Here is a 19491-nt window from a genome sequence, read left to right as displayed (position 1 = left end):
TAGACAAGATGAAACCATCCCGCGCCGCTGCGCTCCAAAACTTGCAACTGCCTTCTCTTTGCCCAGAGCCGAACCATGCAATTTTTATCCAACCCCCACGGCTGTGAAGGCTGGGCCGGTGAAATGGCCCAGCAGATTCGCGCGTTTGACTGGTCGACCACCGACCTGGGCCCGATCGATCGCTGGTCCACCAGCCTGGCCTGCACCGTGCAGATGATGCTTGCCTCGCCCGTACCCATGGTGATGCTGTGGGGGCGGGCCGGTTACATGATCTATAACGACAGTTACTCGGTGTTCGCGGGCGGGCGCCATCCGTACTTGCTGGGCACGCCGGTGGAGCTGGGTTGGCCGGAAGTGGCCGAGTTCAACCGGCATGTGGTGGACACTTGCCTGGCGGGCGGCACCTTGTCGTTCAACAACAAGGAACTGGTGTTGTCGCGTAACGGCAAGCCGGAAAACCTCTGGCTGGACCTGTATTACAGCCCCGTGGCCGGCGACAACCAGCAACCGGCCGGCGTACTGGCCATCGTGGTGGAGACCACTGAACTGGTGCGCTCCGAGCGGGTGCGCCAGGAGCTGACCCATAATCTGGAGCAGCGCGTGGCGGCCGAAGTTCAGGCACGTTCCGCCGCCGAGGAGCAGTTGCGCCAGTCACAGAAACTCGAAGCAATTGGCGGCCTGACCGGCGGCGTGGCCCACGACTTCAACAACCTGCTGCAAGTGATCGCCGGCAACCTGCACTTGCTGGCCCGGCATGAGCCGGACAACCCGCAGGTGCAACGGCGGGTGGCTGCCGCCATCGCTGCGGTGGAACGCGGCGCTACGCTGTCCTCGCAACTGCTGGCGTTTGCCCGGCGCCAACCGTTGTCGCCGGCGGTGTACAACCCGCAACGGATCTACGCCGGTCTCGGTGAACTGCTGCAACGCGCGTTGGGCGAGACCATTCACCTGGACGTGCAGTTGCCGCAGGATTCCTGGTGCATCAACGTCGACCGCAACCAACTGGAAAACGCGCTGCTCAACCTGGCGATCAATGCCCGTGATGCCATGCAAGGCGAAGGTGTGATCCGCATCACCGGCGAAAATATCATTCTCAACCCGGCCGAATGCGCGGGCAAAAGCATCAAGCCCGGCGAGTACGTGCGCCTGGCGGTCACCGACACCGGCGTGGGCATGCCGCCGACGGTGCTCAAGCGTGCGTTCGAGCCGTTCTTCACCACCAAGCGCGAAGGGCAGGGCACCGGCCTGGGGCTGAGCATGGTGTTTGGCTTTGTCCGCCAAAGCGGCGGGCATGTCGACATCTGGAGCGAGGAAAACAAGGGCTCGGTGGTGCAGATGTATTTCCCGCGCAGCCTGGAACCGGAACATCTGGACCTGGATACCGGCGAGGAAAGCCCCTGCACCGGCCAGGAAACCATTCTGGTGGTGGAGGACAATGAAGGCGTGCGCCTGACCGTGGTGGAGCTGCTGCAGCAATCGGGCTACACCGTGCTGACCGCTGAAGACGGCGATCAGGCCATGGCCAAGCTGCAATCGGGCCTGCAACCGGAACTGATCTTCACCGATGTGGTGATGCCCGGCCGCATCAAGAGCACCGACCTGGCCAACTGGGCGCGTGAGCAGGCGCCGCCGATCCCGGTGCTGTTCACCTCCGGCCACACCCGCGACATTCTTTCCTCCAATCATCTGCTCAGCGCCGATATTCACCTGCTGAGCAAACCCTACAGCCCCGACGCCCTGACGCAACGGGTGCGCAGCGTGCTCACCGCCAGACAAGGTTGTCCATGACTTCACAGCGCAGCATCCCTTCACCGACCGCCCAGCGCACCGGCTTCGTGCGGGTGCGTGGCGCTCGCGAACACAACTTGCGTAACGTTGATGTGGACATCCCGCGCGATGCTCTGGTGGTGTTTACCGGGGTATCCGGTTCCGGCAAGTCGTCCCTGGCGTTTTCCACCGTATACGCCGAGGCCCAGCGTCGTTATTTCGAATCGGTGGCGCCCTATGCGCGCCGTTTGATCGATCAGGTCGGCGTGCCGGATGTCGACAGTATCGAAGGCTTGCCGCCCGCCGTGGCCCTGCAACAGCAGCGTGGCACGCCGAGTGCGCGCTCATCGGTGGGCAGTGTGACCACCTTGTCGAGCCTGATCCGCATGCTGTATTCGCGCGCCGGCAGCTACCCGCCGGGGCAGGCGATGCTGTATGCCGAGGACTTTTCGCCGAACCTGCCCCAAGGCGCGTGCCCGCAATGCCATGGCCTGGGCCGCGTATATGAAGTGACCGAAGCGCTGATGGTGCCCGACCCGTCCCTGACCATCCGCCAGCGCGCGGTGGCGTCCTGGCCGTTGGCGTGGCAGGGGCAGAACCTGCGGGACATCCTGGTGACCCTGGGTTACGACGTGGACATCCCGTGGCGCGACCTGCCGAAAAAACAGCGCGACTGGATTCTGTTCACCGAAGAAACCCCCACCGTACCGGTGTACGCCGGCTTCACCCCGGCGCAGACCCGCGATGCCCTCAAGCGCAAGCTGGAGCCCAGTTACCAGGGCACTTTCAGTGGCGCGCGGCGCTACATTCTGCACACCTTCGCCCACACCCAAAGTGCGCTGATGAAAAAGCGCGTGTCGCAGTTCATGCAAGGCAGCGCCTGCCCATTGTGCGAGGGCAAGCGGCTGACCAAGGCGGCGCTGTCGGTGAAGTTTGCCGGGGTGGATATCGGTGAGTTGTCGCAACTGTCCCTGAACCGCCTGGCCGAGTTGCTGCGGCCGGTGGCGGCGGGGCAGGACAAGATGAAGTTGTCGGTGGAAAAACGCCTGGCGGCCCAACGTATCGCCGAGGATTTGCTGGAACGGGTCAGCACCTTGATCGAACTGGGGCTGGGCTACCTGTCCCTGGAACGCAGCACGCCGACGCTGTCGTCCGGGGAGTTGCAGCGCCTGCGCCTGGCCACTCAACTGGGCTCGCAATTGTTCGGCGTCATCTACGTGCTGGATGAGCCTTCCGCCGGCCTGCATCCAGCCGATGGCGAGGCCCTGTTCAGCGCACTCGCGCGCTTGAAGGCCGCCGGCAATTCGCTGTTTGTGGTGGAGCACGACCTGGAAACCATGCGCCGCGCCGACTGGCTGATCGATGTGGGCCCGGCCGCCGGCGAACACGGCGGCCAAGTGCTGTACAGCGGCCCGCCCGCGGGGTTGGCGGATATCGCCGCGTCGCAGACCCGTGAGTACCTGTTTGCCCAAGCGCGCCCTTCGAATCAGGCGCGGCGCGAACCCAGCGGCTGGCTGAAGCTGCACGGGGTGACGCGCAATAACTTGAACAATCTTGAGGTGGGCTTCCCGCTGGGCTGCTTCACGGCGGTGACCGGAATTTCCGGTTCGGGCAAGTCCAGCCTGGTCAGCCAGGCGCTGTTGGAGCTGGTGAGCAGCGGCCTTGGGCGCGAGCTGGAAAGCGTCGACGAGCCCAGCCTGGAAGACGCCGCGCCCGCCGCCAGCGAGGGGCGCATCAGTGCCGGGCTGGAGCATATCCGCCGTCTGGTGCAAGTGGACCAGAAACCCATCGGCCGCACGCCGCGCTCGAACCTGGCGACCTACACCGGGCTGTTCGACAACGTGCGCAAACTGTTCGCTGCCACGCCGGCCGCGAAGAAACGCGGTTACGACGCCGGGCAGTTCTCCTTCAACGTCGCCAAGGGCCGTTGCCCGAACTGCGAAGGCGAGGGCTTTGTCAGCGTCGAATTGCTGTTCATGCCCAGCGTGTATGCGCCATGCCCGACCTGCCACGGTGCGCGATACAACCCCGAGACCCTGGCGGTCAAATGGCAAGGTTTGAACATCGCCCAAGTGCTGGGTTTGACGGTGGAGCAGGCCGTCGACGTGTTCGCCGAGCAACCGAGCGTGCTGCGCGCACTGCAGGTGCTGCGCGATATCGGCCTGGGTTATCTGCGCCTGGGGCAGCCGGCCACCGAGTTGTCCGGCGGTGAAGCGCAGCGCATCAAGCTGGCGACCGAGCTGCAACGCAATGCGCGGGGCGCCACGTTATACGTGCTGGACGAGCCGACCACCGGGCTGCATCCCAAGGACGTCGACCGCTTGCTCAGCCAGCTCAACCAATTGGTGGAGGCGGGGCATACGGTGGTGGTGGTCGAGCATGAAATGCGCGTGGTGGCCCAGAGTGACTGGGTGATCGACATTGGCCCCGGCGCCGGGGATGCGGGCGGCAAAGTGGTTGCCAGTGGTACGCCGCAGACGGTCGCCAACAGCAAGAGCAGCCGCACGGCGCCATTCTTGGCGCGAGAACTTGGCTAGCCGCCAGGAATGCGGGAGGGCGCGTGCGTCCTCCCGCCGGTTCTCAAGCGACTTGCCTGGCCCGTTCGCGTTCGGCGACCAACTGGCGCGTCAGCGGTATCAGCGTCTTGCCATAGTCGATCGCATCATTGAGCGGATCGAACCCGCGAATCAGGAACGTTGTGATGCCCAAATCGTAGTAATCTAGCAACGCCTGCGCGACCTGTTCGGCTGTGCCCACCAGCGAGGTGGAATTGCCCTGTGCGCCGAGCAAGCCGGCAATCCCGGTCCACAGGCGCTTATCCAGACGCGAGCCCTGCGCCGCCGCCGCCAGCAATCGACGCGAGCCTTCATTGGGTGGTTCGCGCCGCACGAAGCCGCTTTTTTCAGCCAGCGCCGTGGCTTGCTGCAGAATGCTGTCCGCCCGCTGCCACGCGAGTTCCTCGGTCTCGGCCAGGATCGGGCGCAATGACAGGCTAAAGCGAATCGTACGCCCGTGCCGAGCCGCTTCGGCACGCACCTGGGTCACCACCTCGCGCACCTGCTCATAGGTTTCGCCCCACAGCGCATAAACGTCCGCATGCTTGCCCGCCACCGCAATCGCCGCCGCGGACGAGCCGCCGAAGTACACCGGGATATGCGGCTGTTGCGGTGACTTCACCGTGGAATACGCGCCCTCGACCTGGTAGTACGTGCCGGCAAAGTCGAAGGGCTTGTCGCTGGTCCATTCCTGACGCACCACGCTCAAGTATTCGTCGGTGCGCGCATAGCGCTCGTCCTTGCCGATATGGCTGCCGTCGGCGCGCAACTCGCGGTCGTCGCCGCCGGTGATGATATGCACGGCGGTACGGCCGCCGTTGAACACATCCAGCGTGGCGAACTGGCGCGCGGCCAACGTGGGTTGGGCGAAGCCTGGGCGGTGGGCGATCAGGAATTTGAGCCGCTGCGTCACGCTGGCGGCGTGGGCGGCGATCAGCGTGCTGTCCGGGCTGTTGGAGTGGAAGGCCACCAGGGCACGGTCGAAGCCGGCCTCTTCATGTGCGCGCGCCACGCGTTCAACGTAGTCCGGCTGCAGGGTAGGGCCACTGCGCGGGTGGATTTCGGAGGCATGGTGGCCGCCGATGTAGCCGATGAATTCGATGCTCATGGTCAGGTCCTTGTTGAAGTTGATAAACAAGCCTCCACCGGGCAGGGGGTCGGTCCGTAGCGTGAAAATAGAGCGCACGGGCGTGTCTGTAAAAGGCCGATTGGTTCTAACCTAATTATTAAATTATGGAATTATAGGTTTTCATATTATCAATGGATTGCATTTTGCTATTGCTTCTGCACGTCTGTTGCGTGACGTGCTGGCCTGGTCAGCGCTCGACAGCCTGCCCATTTGAACTACCTTGATTGACGAGCCTTCCCACTCGGTACTCACGCATGCGCACGTTATGGACGCGGTACCTGGCGTTGCTGGAAAACGACCTGAGCACACAGGTTTTCGACAACGTGAAAAACCTGCTGGTGTGTGCGCTGCTGTTTGCGGCGGGGACCAATACGCTGGTCGGGCACCATGAGTTATTCATCGGGGTCTTCGCCTCCTATGTCGCCGGTTGGGGGCTGATTATCCTGTCGACGCTGTTGATGCTGCTGAACGTCAGTGACGGCATTCGCCGGCTGGCCAAGCTGCGCTATCACCTGGCGCTGCAACTGCTGCTGATCCTGATCTACCTGGTGGTCGCTGAACGCGTGGTCGAGATTGTGTGGGGCTTCCGCGCCCATTGAAGTATCCTCCGCGCCTCGTTCACCACTGATTCAAATCAAGATGACAGGACAAGATATGCAGGCGCTGCTGGAGTCGATCCTCGACGAAGTGCGCCCCCTGATCGGCCTCGGCAAAGTCGCCGACTACATCCCCGCCCTGGCCGACGTGCCCGCCAACCAGCTGGGCATCGCGGTATACGGCAACGACGGCGCAGCCTACTGCGCCGGTGATGCCGACACGCTGTTCTCGGTGCAGAGCATTTCCAAGGTGTTCAGCCTGGTGCAGGCCATCGACCACGGCGGCGAAACCATCTGGGAACGCCTGGGCCACGAACCGTCGGGGCAGCCGTTCAACTCCATGGTGCAACTGGAATTCGAACGCGGCCGCCCGCGCAACCCGTTTATCAACGCCGGCGCGCTGGTGATCTGCGACATCAACCAGTCACGTTTCGCCGTGCCGATCCTGTCGATGCGCGACTTCGTACGACGCCTGTCGGGCAACCCGCAGATTTTGGTCAACAGCGTGGTCGCCGAGTCGGAAGCGCAGCACGGCGCGCGCAACGCGGCCATGGCCTACCTGATGAAAGCCTTCGGCAATTTTCACAACGATGTGGACGCGGTGCTGCACAGTTACTTCAATTACTGCGCCTTGCAGATGAGCTGCCTGGACCTGGCCAGGGCGTTCAGCTTCCTGGCCAACGAGGGCGTGAGCGCCCACAGTGGCGAGCAGATTCTGACCGCGCGCCAGACCAAACAGGTGAACTCGATCATGGCCACCAGCGGGCTGTATGACGAGGCGGGCAATTTTGCCTACCGGGTGGGATTACCGGGCAAGAGCGGGGTAGGCGGCGGGATCGTCGCGGTGGTGCCGGGGCAGTTTACGGTGTGCGTGTGGTCGCCGGAATTGAATGCGGCGGGGAATTCGCTGGCGGGGATGAAGGCGTTGGAACTGTTGAGTGAGCGGATAGGGTGGTCGGTGTTTTGAGCGAGAAACCGCTTAGAGGTGTTGAACAGCCCACTGCAGGACATGGGACACACATTGAGGTAAAGTCGAGCCAGCGTTCGACGCCTAAGGTGATCTATGCTCATCGCCATTGATCAACCCTTGTCCTGAGCCGGAGACCAACATGTCACGTAAAAAAGTTAAATCCCAAATTACCGAGGCACAGATTCTTGCCCAGGAATCGAGCATTCCCTCCATTGCGGCCAAAGCATTCAGGGATGCCTACGAGGTTGCCCTTTCCAAGGGAGAGTCCGTACTTATGGTTCGCGACGGCCAACTGGTTAAAGTTTCTACTACGGAAATGTTGGTTATCCGCCCTGTGGAAACCTACGGCACTCTCAAAGCCGGCACGCGCTTGAAAACCAAAAAGTCTTTATTGGACCGTCGGTCTGCCCAGGCGCAGATACAGGCTTGAGTACCACCCCCCGCGTCCGTATGTTCGCCGGACCGAACGGGAGTGGAAAGAGCACATTCAATTCGAAGGTTCCGGCCCACTTGCTGGTCAATTACATCAATCCTGATGCAATTGAGCTGGGCATTCGTGAAACGGGTGTTTTCGATTTTGCTGCCTTCGGGCTGTACCGCTACGCCAAGTGTGCGATCACGTTCTTGCGCAGCCATTCACTGCTTTCAAAGTTTCCTGATTCCCTTGTCAAACTGGATGACCTGGCCGCCAAGGGTGAACGGATCATTTTTGCTTCGCGCAACATCGACTCCTATATCGCTTCCGCTCTTTCTGACTATATTCGGGTGTCTCTGATTGGGGAACGCGTAAGTTTTACATTCGAGACAGTCATGTCGGACGGCAGCAAAATTGAGCTGCTAAGGCAGGCGAAAGCTGCTGGTTATCGGGTATACGTTTATTACGTTGCTACTGCGGATGCTGATATTAACGTTGCTCGGGTTGCCTACCGGGCCTCTATAGGTGGCCATGATGTACCACCGGACAAGATTCGATCTCGTTATAAGCGCTCTTTGGAAAACCTGTCAGAGGCGATTCTCTTATCCAATCGAGCCTATATCTTTGACAATTCGCAAGACGGCGAGCCCAGGTTTGCGCAAATTGCCGAGATTACAGAAGGCGAGGATATCGATATTGTTGCGGACACCCAGCCTGCATGGTTTCAGCAGTATGTCATCGATAAGTTGACGTAGACGTCGGAGGGCAAAAGCCGCTGAAGTGAGTATCAGGCTACCTTGGCATTTCAAGGACCTTTCCCCTTTATCTGATGGATATTTATATGGCCTATGAACTCCATATAGCCCGTGTCGAAAGCAATGTAATCACGCCTGAAGAATGGCGTGCCTTGTGTGCCAATGATCCAACCCTGGTGTTGCAGGACGAAGTGACTGCCGTTAACCCCGCCACAGGAGCGACGATCTCGCTCAGCGGTAACCAAACTGCTTACTGGACCTCTACCACCACGCAGCAGGATTATTATTTCGATTATCGCCGTGGCCAGATTTCGTTTGTATACAGCGATGAGAGCATCGTCAAAGCCAAGGCGATCGCCCAGGCCCTCGCCGCCGAAATTCGAGGCGATGAAGGGGAGCAATACTGAGGCGCCTAGGCTTTAAGCGGCTTCACGAACAGGTCGATTAGCAGGTACAACGCGCCGACGGTAATCGCGATATCTGCAATATTGAATACCCCGGTATGTGCTGGCCCGACGTTCAGGATCATGTAATCAACCACATGGCCGTCGCGAAACACCCGGTCGATCAGGTTTGCGATGCCACCCAAGGCGATGGCGCACAGCGGCAAGACTTTACGCAGTGGCTGGTTCCAGTTGGAGAGGGACCACCCCATCGCCCAGGCCACTACGACGGCTACGCCGATGATAAAAATCAGTTGTTTGACCTGTGGCGGCAAAGCGGCGCCCAGGCTCAGGAATGCGCCGGGGTTCAGGCTTAACTCCAAAGCAAGATTGATTGGGTTTGAGCCGATTTTGAAGCTTTTGGCATGCAGTGAAACTAGGGCCAATAGTTTTACAAGCTGGTCCAGGGCGATGAATGCGATGCCAGCGAGGAGGGCGAACGTACGGCCTCGCACTAGGGGCGACGTGCTCAAGTGGTAACTTCCTGTTTGGGGCGTTCGAAAGGAGCGCCCGAAGATAGCTCAGGCGCCTGGTGCCGTCTACGTTCAGGCAGCCGGATGAGCCTCATCCAGTGCTTTGTCCACCAGCAGCTTTACGCCTTCGAGCATGCGGCAGATGCCCAGTGCGATATTACGTTGAGCGCCATCGACGTCGAATGCCAGGTGAGTGGCGATATCGTTGATGGAGGCTAGATCCTGGGATGCGTTGACCAGCAGGGTTTCCGTACACAGGTTGGGGCGTACGGTGAAGAGGTGTTCTGGGGGTTTGGGGCTGTCTTTGATCATGGTGAAGTTCCTCTGATTAAGTGGAGCCGCCAACATTCGCGGTCAAGCAAAGAGGGTGGCAGCTGTACGCGGGTTGACCGACCGGCAATCAAAGGAAATCCGGCATACCCGAAGGTATCCCGCGTACAGCCGCCGCGACACGATACCTCAGGCGCAAAGAAAACGCCGAATAGGTTTTGGCCGTAGCTGTCCTTGAATTAATCGGACGGTCAAGTCCGGTCGCTGAGTGGGTAGCGACGGCAGTGAGGTTAGTTAGCGCTCTTCCGACCGACAACCTGAAACGGTCGTGGGAAAACTCTGAGAGTCCAGGGCGAAGTGCTATCCCTGTGGGAGGGGGCTTGCTCCCGATGCAGTGTGTCAGCCAGCTCAGTTGCAGCTGATACACCGCCATCGGGGGCAAGCCCCCTCCCACATTGGATCTTTACTGGTTTTGGGATTTATGTGAGCCCCAACAAAAATGCGCCCCTGAGGGCGCATTTTTTTGTTCGGTCAGCGATTGCCTATCAGGCCTTCGCATCCCACGCACGATCACCGTGCTCGTCTTTGATCCGAGTCGGCAAGCCCATCACATCCAGCGCTTTGAGGAACGGCTCAGCCGGCAGTTCCTCAACGTTGGCCATGTGCTTCACGTCCCACTCGCCACGCGCTACCAGCAGCGCGGCGGCCACTGGCGGAACACCGGCGGTGTAGGAGATGCCTTGGCTGTCGGTTTCAGCGAAGGCTTCTTCGTGATCGGCCACGTTGTAGATAAACATCTCACGCGGCTGGCCGTCCTTGGTGCCTTTGACCAGGTCGCCAATGCAGGTCTTGCCGGTGTAGCCCGGAGCGAGCGAAGACGGGTCGGGCAATACGGCCTTGACCACTTTCAACGGCACCACTTCCAGGCCTTCGGCGGTCTTGACCGGCTTCTCGGAAAGCAGGCCGAGGTTTTTCAGCACGGTGAACACGTTGATGTAGTGCTCGCCGAAGCTCATCCAGAAACGCACGTTCGGCACGTCGAGGTTTTTCGACAGCGAGTGCACTTCATCGTGGCCAGTGAGGTAAAGGTTCTGCGAACCGACTACCGGCAGGTCGTCGGTGCGTTTGACTTCGAACATGGTGTTGCTGGTCCACTGGCTGTTCTGCCAGCTCCACACCTGTCCGGTGAACTCGCGGAAGTTGATTTCCGGGTCGAAATTGGTGGCGAAGTATTTGCCATGGGAGCCGGCATTGACGTCGAGAATGTCGATCGAATCAATGCGGTCGAAATGCTGTTGCTGCGCCAGCGCGGCGTACGCGTTGACGACACCCGGGTCGAAGCCCACGCCAAGGATGGCGGTGATGTTCTTCTCTTTGCACTCTTGCAGGTGGTTCCATTCATAGTTGCCGTACCACGGCGGGGTCTCGCAGACCTTGCCCGGCTCTTCGTGGATGGCGGTGTCCAGGTAAGCCACGCCCGTATCGATGCAGGCACGCAGCACTGACATGTTGAGAAACGCGGAACCTACGTTGATGACGATCTGCGAGTCGGTCTCGCGGATCAGGGCCTTGGTCGCTTCCACGTCCAGGGCGTTCAGCGCGAAGGCTTGGATCTGGGCGGGTACCTTGAGGCTACCCTTGGCCTTGACGCTGTCGATGATGGCCTGGCATTTGGAGATGTTGCGCGACGCGATAGCAATACGACCGAGTTCGTCGTTGTGCTGCGCGCACTTGTGGGCCACCACCTTGGCGACACCTCCTGCACCAATGATAAGAACGTTCTTTTTCAATTGCTTTATCTCTCCTTTATCCGCCAGCTTACGAAAGGCTGGACAGGTAGTCGTCGTAACCAAATTCACGAACCACCTCGACTGTACCGTCGAGTTGTTTCACTACGATGGACGGCATTTTCAGGCCGTTGAACCAGTTTTTCTTGACCATGGTGTAGCCAGCGGTGTCGATGAACGACAGCCGATCGCCGATGGCCAGCGGACGATCAAATTGATACTCGCCGAAAATGTCGCCGGCCAGGCAGGATTTGCCGCACACCATATAGGTGTGCTCACCCTCGCTCGGCGCCAGCTTAGCGTTGAGGCGGTAGATCAGCAGGTCCAGCAGGTGGGCTTCGATGGAGCTGTCGACCACGGCGAGATTTTTGCCGTTGTAGAGCGTGTCGAGCACCGTGACTTCCAGGGAGGCACTGTTGGTGATGGCCGCTTCGCCGGGTTCCAGGTACACCTGCACGCCGTACTTCTCGGAAAATGCCTTCAACCGCGCGCAGAACGCGTCCAGCGCATAGCCTTCACCGGTGAAGTGAATGCCGCCGCCGAGGCTGACCCACTTGACCTTGTGCAGCAGCGCGCCGAAGCGTTCTTCGATGGTGCCGAGCATCTTGTCGAACAGACTGAAGTCGCCGTTCTCGCAGTTGTTGTGGAACATGAAGCCTGAGATCTGATCGATCACGCCGTCAATCTTCACCGGGTCCCACTCGCCCAGGCGGCTGAACGGGCGCGCCGGGTCGGCCAGCAGGTAATCGGAGCTGCTCACCTGCGGGTTGACGCGCAAGCCGCGGGTCTTGCCTTCGCTGCGTTCGGCAAAGCGCTGCAGCTGGCTGATGGAGTTGAAGATGATCTTGTCGCAGTTATCCAGCATCTCTTCGATTTCATCATCGGCCCAGGCCACGCTGTAGGCGTGTGCCTCGCCTTCGAACTTCTGGCGACCGAGCTTCAACTCATACAGCGACGACGACGTGGTGCCGTCCATGTATTGCTGCATCAGGTCGAACACCGACCAGGTGGCAAAGCACTTGAGCGCCAGCAGAGCCTTGGCGCCGGACTGCTCGCGCACGTAGGCAATCTTCTGCATATTGACCAGAAGCTTCTGTTTGTCGATGAGGTAGTACGGCGTTTTGATCATTTTTGAGAGCCTGCGGCGGTGCCTGCCAAAAAAGGACACGCATTGTGCCCGCACTTGGATCAGATCGAAAGGTTAGCTGGCGGAAATTGCTGCCCAGTTTTTCGAGCATAGTCCGGGAGTATGACTATCTATTGGCGAACACCGGCCCTATGTGGGAGGGGGCTTGCTCCGGATGACGGAGTATCAGTCACCGATGTACCAAAGCACGTGCCTCGCCTATCCCGGATCAACATGAACAGTACTTGTGATCATCTACAATAATATGAGTTTGTCTCACTATCGCCCACTGCCGACAATAGCTGCCATACCTACTACATCGGAGCTGTATGTCATGGCAGTCGCTCATTCCCTCGGGTTTCCGCGCATTGGACGCGATCGTGAACTGAAAAAAGCGCAGGAAGCGTTCTGGAAGGGCGAGCTCGATGAGGCCGGCCTGCGTGCTGTGGGCCGTGACTTGCGCCGCACGCATTGGGCCCTGCAGAAGCAAGCCGGCATCGAGCTGCTGCCAGCAGGTGATTTCGCCTGGTATGACCAGGTGCTGACCCATTCGCTGATGTTTGGTGTGATCCCCGAGCGTTTCCGCCCAGCCGATGGCCAAGCCACATTGCAGACATTGTTCGGCATGGCCCGTGGTGTCAGCGACACGTGCTGTGGCGGTGCGCACGCTCAGGAAATGACCAAGTGGTTCGATACCAACTACCACTACCTGGTGCCGGAGTTCAGCGTCGACCAGCAATTTCACCTTGGCTGGGACCAATTATTTGAAGAGGTCGAGGAAGCGCGGAACCTGGGACACACCGTCAAGCCGGTCATCATCGGCCCGCTGACGTACCTGTGGCTGGGAAAGGCCAAGGGCGCTGACTTCGACAAGCTCGACCTGCTCGACCGCCTGTTGCCGCTGTACGGTCAGATTTTCCAACGCCTGGCCGAGTTGGGTGTGGAGTGGGTACAGATTGACGAGCCGATCCTGGTGCTCGATCTGCCACAGGCCTGGAAGAATGCGTTTGAGCGCGCCTATAACCTGATCCAGCGGGACCCGCTGAAAAAACTGGTCGCCACGTATTTTGGCGGGCTCGAAGAAAACCTGGGCCTGGCCGCCAACCTGCCGGTCGACGGTCTGCACATTGATCTGGTGCGGGCGCCGGAGCAGTACCCGACCATTCTCGATCGCCTGCCCGCGTATAAAGTGTTGTCCCTGGGCCTGGTCAACGGCCGTAACGTGTGGCGCTGCGACCTGGAAAAAGCGCTGGCGACTTTGCAGCATGCTCATGAGAAATTAGCCGATCGCTTGTGGGTGGCGCCGTCCTGCTCGTTGTTGCACAGCCCTGTGGACCTGGAGCGTGAAGACCAGTTGGACCCGCAATTGAAAGGTTGGCTGGCCTTCGCCTTGCAAAAGTGCGCGGAAGTCGCGGTGCTGGCCCAGGCGGTCGACCAGCCAGAGTCGCCGAACGTAATCGCGGCGCTAGCTGAAAGCCGTGCGGGACAGGCTGCACGTGCCGCTTCGCCGCGTATTCACAAGCCTGCCGTGCAAGCCCGGGTTGCCGCGATCAGTGCAAGCGACAGCCAGCGCCAGTCGCCCTTTGCCCAGCGTATCGAGACACAGCGGGCCGGCCTCAACCTGCCGTTGTTCCCGACCACCACCATCGGTTCGTTTCCGCAAACCGCGTCGATCCGCCTGGCGCGTCAGTCATATAAGGCTGGCAAATTGAGCGAAGCCGAATACGTCGAAGCGATGCACAGCGAGATCAAGCACGCCGTCGAGGTGCAGGAACACCTTGGCCTGGATGTGCTGGTTCACGGTGAAGCCGAGCGTAACGACATGGTCGAATACTTCGCAGAGCAATTGGATGGATACGCCTTTACCCGGTTCGGTTGGGTGCAAAGCTATGGTTCGCGCTGTGTGAAACCGGCGCTGATCTACGGCGACCTTAGCCGTCCGAAGGCGATGACGGTGGAATGGATACGCTATGCCCAGGGCCTGACTCGCAAGGTGCTCAAAGGCATGTTGACGGGCCCGGTGACCCTGCTGATGTGGTCGTTCCCGCGGGATGACGTGAGCCGGGAAATACAGGCCCGGCAATTGGCCCTGGCGATCCGTGACGAAGTTGTCGACCTGGAAGCCGCCGGCATTAAGATCGTGCAGATCGACGAAGCCGCGTTCCGTGAGGGCTTGCCATTGCGTCAGGCGCAGTGGCAGTCGTACCTGGATTGGGCCACCGAAGCGTTCCGCCTGTGCGCCAGCGGCGTGCGTGACGACACTCAGATCCATACCCATATGTGCTACAGCGAGTTCAACGATGTGATCGAATCCATCGCGGCGATGGATGCCGATGTCATTACCATTGAAACCTCACGCTCGGACATGGCGTTGTTGGACGCCTTCGAAGCCTTCGCTTACCCCAATGAAATCGGCCCGGGCGTCTACGACATCCACTCGCCAAGGGTGCCGGATGTGTCGCAGATGCTGGACTTGCTGCGCAAGGCAGCCAAGCAGATACCAGCGCGGCGACTGTGGGTAAACCCTGATTGCGGCCTGAAGACCCGTGGCTGGCCAGAGACGGAAGCGGCGTTGATCAACATGGTCGCAGCGGCGCGCCAACTGCGTGCGGAACTGGGTTAACGGCGAAGATTGCGCGGCCGGCGTTTGCGTTGTAGGTCATACTGGCCGCATGACTTTCGACTCGCCGCTCGCCGCTTATCAATACGCTATCGCCCAGCAAGGTTTCGTGCCCGACGACGCTCAACAACACGCTGTCGAGGCCTTGCACATCTGTCACCAGGCGTTGCACCAAGGCCGTTCCCCCATTCCCGGCGTTTACTTGTGGGGGCCGGTGGGGCGGGGCAAGACCTGGCTGATGGACCAGTTCTACCAAAGCCTGCGCGTGCCTGCTCGACGTCAGCATTTTCATCACTTCATGGGCTGGGTACACCAGCGCTCGTTCCAGCTCACCGGCATCAAAGACCCGCTACAGGCCTTGGCGCGGGAGCTGAGTCGGGAGGTGCGCGTACTGTGTTTCGACGAGCTGTTCGTCAATGACATCGGTGACGCGATCATTCTCGGCCGTCTGTTTCAGGTGATGTTCGAGGAGGGTGTGGTGATGGTCTGTACCTCCAATCAACCGCCTGACCAACTGTACGCCGACGGCTTCAACCGTGAGCGTTTCCTGCCGGGTATCGAGGCGATCAAGCGGCATATGCAGGTGGTGGCGGTGGACGGTAGCCAGGACCACCGCTTGCATCCCGGTGTTGGCCTGCAGCGCTACTGGGTCAACCAACCCGATGCGCTGGCCAAGGTGTTCAAGCAGTTGAGCGCCGGGCACACCGTCAGCGACGCGAAGGGGCTGAGCGTGGGGCATCGCATGATTACGCCGGTGCAGGCCTGCGACGAGGTGCTTTGGTGCCGCTACGCCGAGCTGTGCGAGCAGCCCCTGGCCGCGATGGATTTCATGCTGCTGTGTGATCGCTTCAAGGCCATCCTGCTGGCGCAGGTACCCAGCCTCAGCGCACAGCCGCGCCCTGGTCGCATTGCCCGTGGCACCGAAGACGGCGCCGAGCGCGTCGCGGCCGGGGATCGGCAATTGCCTGCGCTGTCGGTGCACGATGACGGCGTGCGACGCTTCATTGCGCTGGTGGATGAATGTTACGACCGCAAAGTGCCGTTGTTCATCGAGGCCCAGGTACCACTGGAAAATCTTTATACCCAAGGCTACCTGGCGTTTGCCTTTCGTCGCACCTTGAGTCGCTTGCAGGAAATGCAGCTGCAGCGCTTCGGCACCTTATAACCTGGGTATTCGCCTCGTTCGAGGCTTTGGCTGCCTGCAAGCTGGCCACTTTCTGTCAGGCATTAGGCGTTTATCTCCTTCATCTACTGCCGACTCCATGCTTACAATTACCCCTCTCAAAGGGAATCGGTTCCCTGGTTGTCGATATCGAGGAAGGAAATGGACACCCCAGACATCCTGGTGCTGCAAGCCAGCTACACCAACGCCGTGCACGCCGACGCCATCGGTTCGCTGCTCAACCACTATGCGCAAGACCCAATGGGTGGCGGCCACGCCTTGCCAGCCGATCTGTTGCAGCAACTGCCTGCGGAACTGGCCAAGCGCGCCCATGCGTTCAGCGTGCTGGCGTTCGTCGGCGGTGAGCCCGCCGGGCTGGTCAATTGCTTCGAGGGGTTCTCCACGTTCGCTTGTCGGCCATTGGTCAACGTCCACGATGTGGTAGTGGCCAAACAGTTTCGTGGCTTGGGGTTGAGTCAGAAAATGCTGCAGAAGGTCGAGGAAATCGCCCGCCAGCGCGGTTGCTGCAAGATCACCCTGGAAGTGCTTGAAGGTAACGACCTGGCGCAGTCGGCGTATCGCAAGTTCGGTTTTGACGATTCGGTATTTGATCCCGCCCACGGCCGCATGTTGTTCTGGAGCAAGGCGCTTTAATAAAAAAGTGCAAAAAAAAGGCGCCATTTAATGGCGCCCAATAAACCTTTACCAAAGGAGCGGAATGGCACAGGGTGTTGCGGATTAACTCAGCGTTAAATCAACTGTTAGGTTGGGCTGCATCGACCGTGGTGGCTTTAACCGGTTTGCCATCGGCGGATGCAACTTGCTGTTCAGCCTTGCCGTGGGTTTTTTCCTGGACAAAGGTGAAGTTGTTGTAGAACGCTTTGGAACGCTCTGAACCGCCTTCTGCGAAAGCGGCGGCGGAGGTCAGGGTCATCAGGCTGGCAAGCATCAATGTCGAAAGTTTCATGGCGGTATTTCCATTAAGAGTGATAGGTGTCCGGTCACTCCTTGATCAGATCATGGGGTGACTATGGCGTTACCTTATTAAGTGGGAATTAACGGAACTCTCTGCGAAGTTAACGTTTTCGTTAACTTCGCGAGGCAAGACGTTAGAGCTTCCAGTCAAGCGCCAGCGTGATCGAGCGTGGGTCGCCCCAATACACGCCGTTATAAAAGCCAACGCGCTCGTAATATTTTTTTGCAAATAGATTGTTGACGTTAATCGACGCCGTAACATGTTCGTCGAACTGGTAGCGCGACATCAGGTTGACCACGGTGTAGCCCTGTTGCTTGATTCTTTCGCGCGTGGTTATCGGTCTGCCCTCGCTGTTGCGTGCTCCCGTGGGCCGGTTGCCGAAGTCATAGATGTCGCTCTGCCAATTCACTGCGCCGCCCACGGTAAGGTTGCGCCAGGCGCCTGGCAGGCGGTAAGCGCTGGATACCTTCAGCAGGTTCAACGGCTGGCCGGTGTTGTTGCGCGTGCCCGTGCCATTCACCGAGTGGGTGTAGGTGTAGCCTGCGGTCAGGTTCCAGTCCGGTGCAATTTCTCCGGCCGCTTCCAGTTCGAACCCTTTCACCTTGTTGCCCTTGCCGCCGGATTTGTAATATTCCTCGCCGGTGACCGGGTTTGGCGGCACCGAGTCATCGCGCTCGGCGACATTGTCCTGGGTGCTCCAGAAATACGCGGCCGCCAGGTTCAGGCGTTCGTTCAACACACTGCCCTTAAGGCCCACCTCATAGTTACTGCCCACCACGGGTTCCAGATATTTCTTGTTGGCGTCGCGTAAATCCTGTGGCTTGAAAATGTCGGTGTAGCTCGCGTAGACGGTGTACTGCGGTGTGATGTCGTAAAGCAGCCCGGCATAAGGCGTCCACATATCGTTATGAGTCTGGCGGGTTTTGTCGGACGCGGTCAGTTGATCGTTGGCATCGTATTGCGGGGTAGCGCTTTGCAGCTCCCAGCTGCCGTAGCGACTGCCGAGTACGGCGTGCAGACGCTCCGTCAGGCTCAGTCGAGTCGCAAGGTAGCCGGCCTTCTGTTGTTTCTTGCTGTGCTCGCCCTTGAGGTCAGTGACGTCATCGCTGAACTTGCCGATCCCGCCCATGTGTTTCCAGTCCTCGATGGGGTAGTAGCTGGCGGGCAGATTGCTGCGCATGTAGGGCGAACTATCCCGTTGCGCCGCCTCGCCATAGCCCATCATCAGCGCATGTTCACGCCCCAGCAGCGAATAGCTGCCGGCCAGGTTGAGGTCGATGGCTTCCATTCTCGACGTGCCGCGCATGTGGCTGGCCCAGGCGGTCATCCCGCTGCGGTCGGCGTTGGGGAATCCCGCGCCGCCGTAGTACACCTTGCCATCGGTATCGCTCTGGCGGTGGGTGTAGGCGGCCTTCAGGTGCCAGTCGCCGCCGAGCCGATGGTCGAGGGTAGCGAAGGTGGTTTTGTCGGTCAGTGGCCAGGAACTCCAGTGCGCCGCCATATTGGTGGAGCGCGAAAGCCCGGCCTTGCCACCCTCGCTGTTCCAGTAAGGCACGGTGCCCCAGGACGTGCCCTGTACCTGTTTGTCCTGGTAATCAAAGCCCACGGCCAGCACGGTGTCGTCGGAAAGATCGCCCTCGAGAATGCCGTAGCCCACCGCGCGTTGCAGTGCGTAGTTGTCGCGAAAGGATCGACTGTCACGGTAGGCCAGCACGCTGCGCCCACGCAGTTTGCCGTCGAAGGCCAGCGGGCCGCCGACATCGAGGTAGCTGTAGTAGTTGTCATGGGTGGCGCCACTGATTCCGGTTTTCGCCTGCCATTGGGCGGTAGGGCGCTTGCGGACCATGTTGACGGTGGCGGAGGGGTCGCCCGCGCCAGTCGTGAGGCCGGTGGCACCGCGAACCACTTCGATATGGTCGTAGATGATGGTGTCGGCGTCGGACTTCATGTAGCCGAAGGTGTTGAGCATCCCGTCGATCTGGAAGTTGTTGATGCCGTAGCCGCGGGACGTATAGGCCACGCGGTCCGAATCAGTGTGCTGGACGTTGATGCCGGTGGTCTGGCGCAGCACGTCGGTCAGGGTGTTGAGATTGAAATCATCCATCTGCTGGCGCGTGATCACCGAGATCGATTGCGGAGTTTCCTTGATCGACAGGTTCAGGCGGGTGGCGGTGCTCATGGAGCCGGTGGTGTAGGCGCCAGTGTCCTCGGTGGTCGCACCCAGGCCTTCGGCAGTGATGCTGGTCGCGCCCAATTCAAGGGCGTTGGCGGGGGCGTGTTCGGGGTCGGTTTCGGCCAGCAGCTCCGGGCTTGGCGCCAGGCTGAACAGGCCAAGGGTAAAGGTGATGGAACGGGTAAAGGGCGCGAGCATCGCGGCGAACTCCTTGTCGTCTTTGAGGCCACCCGGAAAGGGCGGGTATGGCTCAAAGACGAAAGGAGACGCGCAA

17 protein-coding genes are annotated in these 19491 nt (G+C 60.0%); 10 read left to right on the top strand and 7 right to left on the bottom strand.

The features are described 5' to 3' along the window. Positions 1-75 precede the first annotated feature (75 nt). Both QF045_RS17565 and uvrA read left to right on the top strand, forming a co-directional pair. Positions 76-1788: an ATP-binding protein gene (locus QF045_RS17565; protein WP_306493340.1), complete on the top strand. Its 1713-nt coding sequence runs from the start codon at positions 76-78 to the stop codon at positions 1786-1788. Then, positions 1785-4304, top strand: a complete 2520-nt coding sequence (gene uvrA / locus QF045_RS17560; RefSeq protein WP_306493339.1) for an excinuclease ABC subunit UvrA — start codon at positions 1785-1787, stop codon at positions 4302-4304. The genes QF045_RS17565 and uvrA overlap by 4 nt, the downstream gene beginning before the upstream one ends. A gap of 43 nt (positions 4305-4347) precedes the next feature. On the opposite strand, the gene QF045_RS17555 is transcribed toward uvrA, so the two are convergent. Beyond that, a complete protein-coding gene (locus tag QF045_RS17555) occupies positions 4348-5430 on the bottom strand; it encodes an LLM class flavin-dependent oxidoreductase (RefSeq protein ID WP_306493338.1) in 1083 nt (360 codons plus the stop codon). Between the two features lie 275 nt (positions 5431-5705). Here QF045_RS17555 and QF045_RS17550 point away from each other — a divergent pair, with 275 nt between their 5' ends. The 5 genes from QF045_RS17550 (at position 5706) to QF045_RS17530 (ending at position 8594) form a co-directional block, all read left to right on the top strand. Further along, positions 5706-6050 carry a hypothetical protein gene (locus QF045_RS17550; protein ID WP_306493337.1) on the top strand — a complete coding sequence of 115 codons (345 nt, stop codon included), beginning with the start codon at positions 5706-5708 and terminating at the stop codon, positions 6048-6050. Positions 6051-6105: 55 nt separating this feature from the next. Next, the gene (glsB, locus tag QF045_RS17545; RefSeq protein WP_306493336.1) at positions 6106-7014 is read left to right on the top strand and encodes a glutaminase B; all 909 of its coding nucleotides are present in this window, start codon (positions 6106-6108) and stop codon (positions 7012-7014) included. Between the two features lie 142 nt (positions 7015-7156). Continuing rightward, positions 7157-7447 carry a hypothetical protein gene (locus QF045_RS17540; RefSeq protein WP_124386981.1) on the top strand — a complete coding sequence of 97 codons (291 nt, stop codon included), beginning with the start codon at positions 7157-7159 and terminating at the stop codon, positions 7445-7447. A gap of 80 nt (positions 7448-7527) precedes the next feature. Further along, positions 7528-8187: a zeta toxin family protein gene (locus tag QF045_RS17535; protein ID WP_306493335.1), complete on the top strand. Its 660-nt coding sequence runs from the start codon at positions 7528-7530 to the stop codon at positions 8185-8187. A gap of 86 nt (positions 8188-8273) precedes the next feature. Then, a complete protein-coding gene (locus QF045_RS17530; RefSeq protein ID WP_306493334.1) occupies positions 8274-8594 on the top strand; it encodes a hypothetical protein in 321 nt (106 codons plus the stop codon). A 5-nt stretch (positions 8595-8599) separates the two neighbouring features. Here QF045_RS17530 and QF045_RS17525 read toward each other — a convergent pair whose 3' ends face one another. The 4 genes from QF045_RS17525 to QF045_RS17510 form a co-directional block, all read right to left on the bottom strand. Then, a complete protein-coding gene (locus QF045_RS17525) occupies positions 8600-9103 on the bottom strand; it encodes a signal peptidase II (RefSeq protein ID WP_306493333.1) in 504 nt (167 codons plus the stop codon). A gap of 72 nt (positions 9104-9175) precedes the next feature. After that, entirely contained in the window at positions 9176-9415 is a 240-nt protein-coding gene (locus QF045_RS17520) for a DUF6124 family protein (RefSeq protein ID WP_306493332.1), read from the bottom strand. 503 nt (positions 9416-9918) lie between these two features. Then, complete coding sequence (locus QF045_RS17515; protein WP_306493331.1) at positions 9919-11163, bottom strand: saccharopine dehydrogenase family protein; 1245 nt, start codon at positions 11161-11163, stop codon at positions 9919-9921. A gap of 28 nt (positions 11164-11191) precedes the next feature. Continuing rightward, positions 11192-12289: a carboxynorspermidine decarboxylase gene (locus tag QF045_RS17510; RefSeq protein ID WP_306493330.1), complete on the bottom strand. Its 1098-nt coding sequence runs from the start codon at positions 12287-12289 to the stop codon at positions 11192-11194. Positions 12290-12620: 331 nt separating this feature from the next. Here QF045_RS17510 and metE point away from each other — a divergent pair, with 331 nt between their 5' ends. From metE to QF045_RS17495, 3 genes are all read left to right on the top strand, one after another. Continuing rightward, a complete protein-coding gene (gene metE, locus QF045_RS17505) occupies positions 12621-14909 on the top strand; it encodes a 5-methyltetrahydropteroyltriglutamate--homocysteine S-methyltransferase (protein ID WP_306493329.1) in 2289 nt (762 codons plus the stop codon). A 49-nt stretch (positions 14910-14958) separates the two neighbouring features. Beyond that, positions 14959-16071 (top strand): cell division protein ZapE, encoded by a 1113-nt coding sequence (gene zapE, locus QF045_RS17500; protein ID WP_306493328.1) that lies wholly within the window; start codon positions 14959-14961, stop codon positions 16069-16071. 159 nt (positions 16072-16230) lie between these two features. Continuing rightward, complete coding sequence (locus tag QF045_RS17495) at positions 16231-16722, top strand: GNAT family N-acetyltransferase (protein ID WP_306493327.1); 492 nt, start codon at positions 16231-16233, stop codon at positions 16720-16722. A gap of 100 nt (positions 16723-16822) precedes the next feature. On the opposite strand, the gene QF045_RS17490 is transcribed toward QF045_RS17495, so the two are convergent. Together QF045_RS17490 and QF045_RS17485 are read right to left on the bottom strand one after the other, a co-directional pair. After that, on the bottom strand, positions 16823-17035 hold the full coding sequence (locus QF045_RS17490; protein ID WP_306493326.1) for a hypothetical protein: 213 nt from the start codon (positions 17033-17035) through the stop codon (positions 16823-16825). Between the two features lie 142 nt (positions 17036-17177). Then, positions 17178-19415 (bottom strand): TonB-dependent siderophore receptor, encoded by a 2238-nt coding sequence (locus tag QF045_RS17485; RefSeq protein ID WP_306493325.1) that lies wholly within the window; start codon positions 19413-19415, stop codon positions 17178-17180. Positions 19416-19491 lie beyond the last annotated feature (76 nt).

It is taken from the genome of Pseudomonas sp. W4I3, from assembly GCF_030816195.1.
Lineage (GTDB): Bacteria > Pseudomonadota > Gammaproteobacteria > Pseudomonadales > Pseudomonadaceae > Aquipseudomonas.
This window is presented reverse-complemented; position numbering and strand designations above follow the sequence as displayed.

Excerpts from the sequence above, each read along its gene's own strand:
- QF045_RS17565 (WP_306493340.1), top strand. The coding sequence starts at position 76 with ATGCAATTTTTATCCAACCCCCACGGCTGTGAAGGCTGGGCCGGTGAA.
- uvrA (WP_306493339.1), top strand. The coding sequence starts at position 1,785 with ATGACTTCACAGCGCAGCATCCCTTCACCGACCGCCCAGCGCACCGGC.
- QF045_RS17555 (WP_306493338.1), bottom strand. The coding sequence starts at position 5,430 with ATGAGCATCGAATTCATCGGCTACATCGGCGGCCACCATGCCTCCGAA.
- QF045_RS17550 (WP_306493337.1), top strand. The coding sequence starts at position 5,706 with ATGCGCACGTTATGGACGCGGTACCTGGCGTTGCTGGAAAACGACCTG.
- glsB (WP_306493336.1), top strand. The coding sequence starts at position 6,106 with ATGCAGGCGCTGCTGGAGTCGATCCTCGACGAAGTGCGCCCCCTGATC.
- QF045_RS17540 (WP_124386981.1), top strand. The coding sequence starts at position 7,157 with ATGTCACGTAAAAAAGTTAAATCCCAAATTACCGAGGCACAGATTCTT.
- QF045_RS17530 (WP_306493334.1), top strand. The coding sequence starts at position 8,274 with ATGGCCTATGAACTCCATATAGCCCGTGTCGAAAGCAATGTAATCACG.
- QF045_RS17520 (WP_306493332.1), bottom strand. The coding sequence starts at position 9,415 with ATGATCAAAGACAGCCCCAAACCCCCAGAACACCTCTTCACCGTACGC.
- QF045_RS17510 (WP_306493330.1), bottom strand. The coding sequence starts at position 12,289 with ATGATCAAAACGCCGTACTACCTCATCGACAAACAGAAGCTTCTGGTC.
- metE (WP_306493329.1), top strand. The coding sequence starts at position 12,621 with ATGGCAGTCGCTCATTCCCTCGGGTTTCCGCGCATTGGACGCGATCGT.
- zapE (WP_306493328.1), top strand. The coding sequence starts at position 14,959 with ATGACTTTCGACTCGCCGCTCGCCGCTTATCAATACGCTATCGCCCAG.
- QF045_RS17495 (WP_306493327.1), top strand. The coding sequence starts at position 16,231 with ATGGACACCCCAGACATCCTGGTGCTGCAAGCCAGCTACACCAACGCC.
- QF045_RS17490 (WP_306493326.1), bottom strand. The coding sequence starts at position 17,035 with ATGAAACTTTCGACATTGATGCTTGCCAGCCTGATGACCCTGACCTCC.
- QF045_RS17485 (WP_306493325.1), bottom strand. The coding sequence starts at position 19,415 with ATGCTCGCGCCCTTTACCCGTTCCATCACCTTTACCCTTGGCCTGTTC.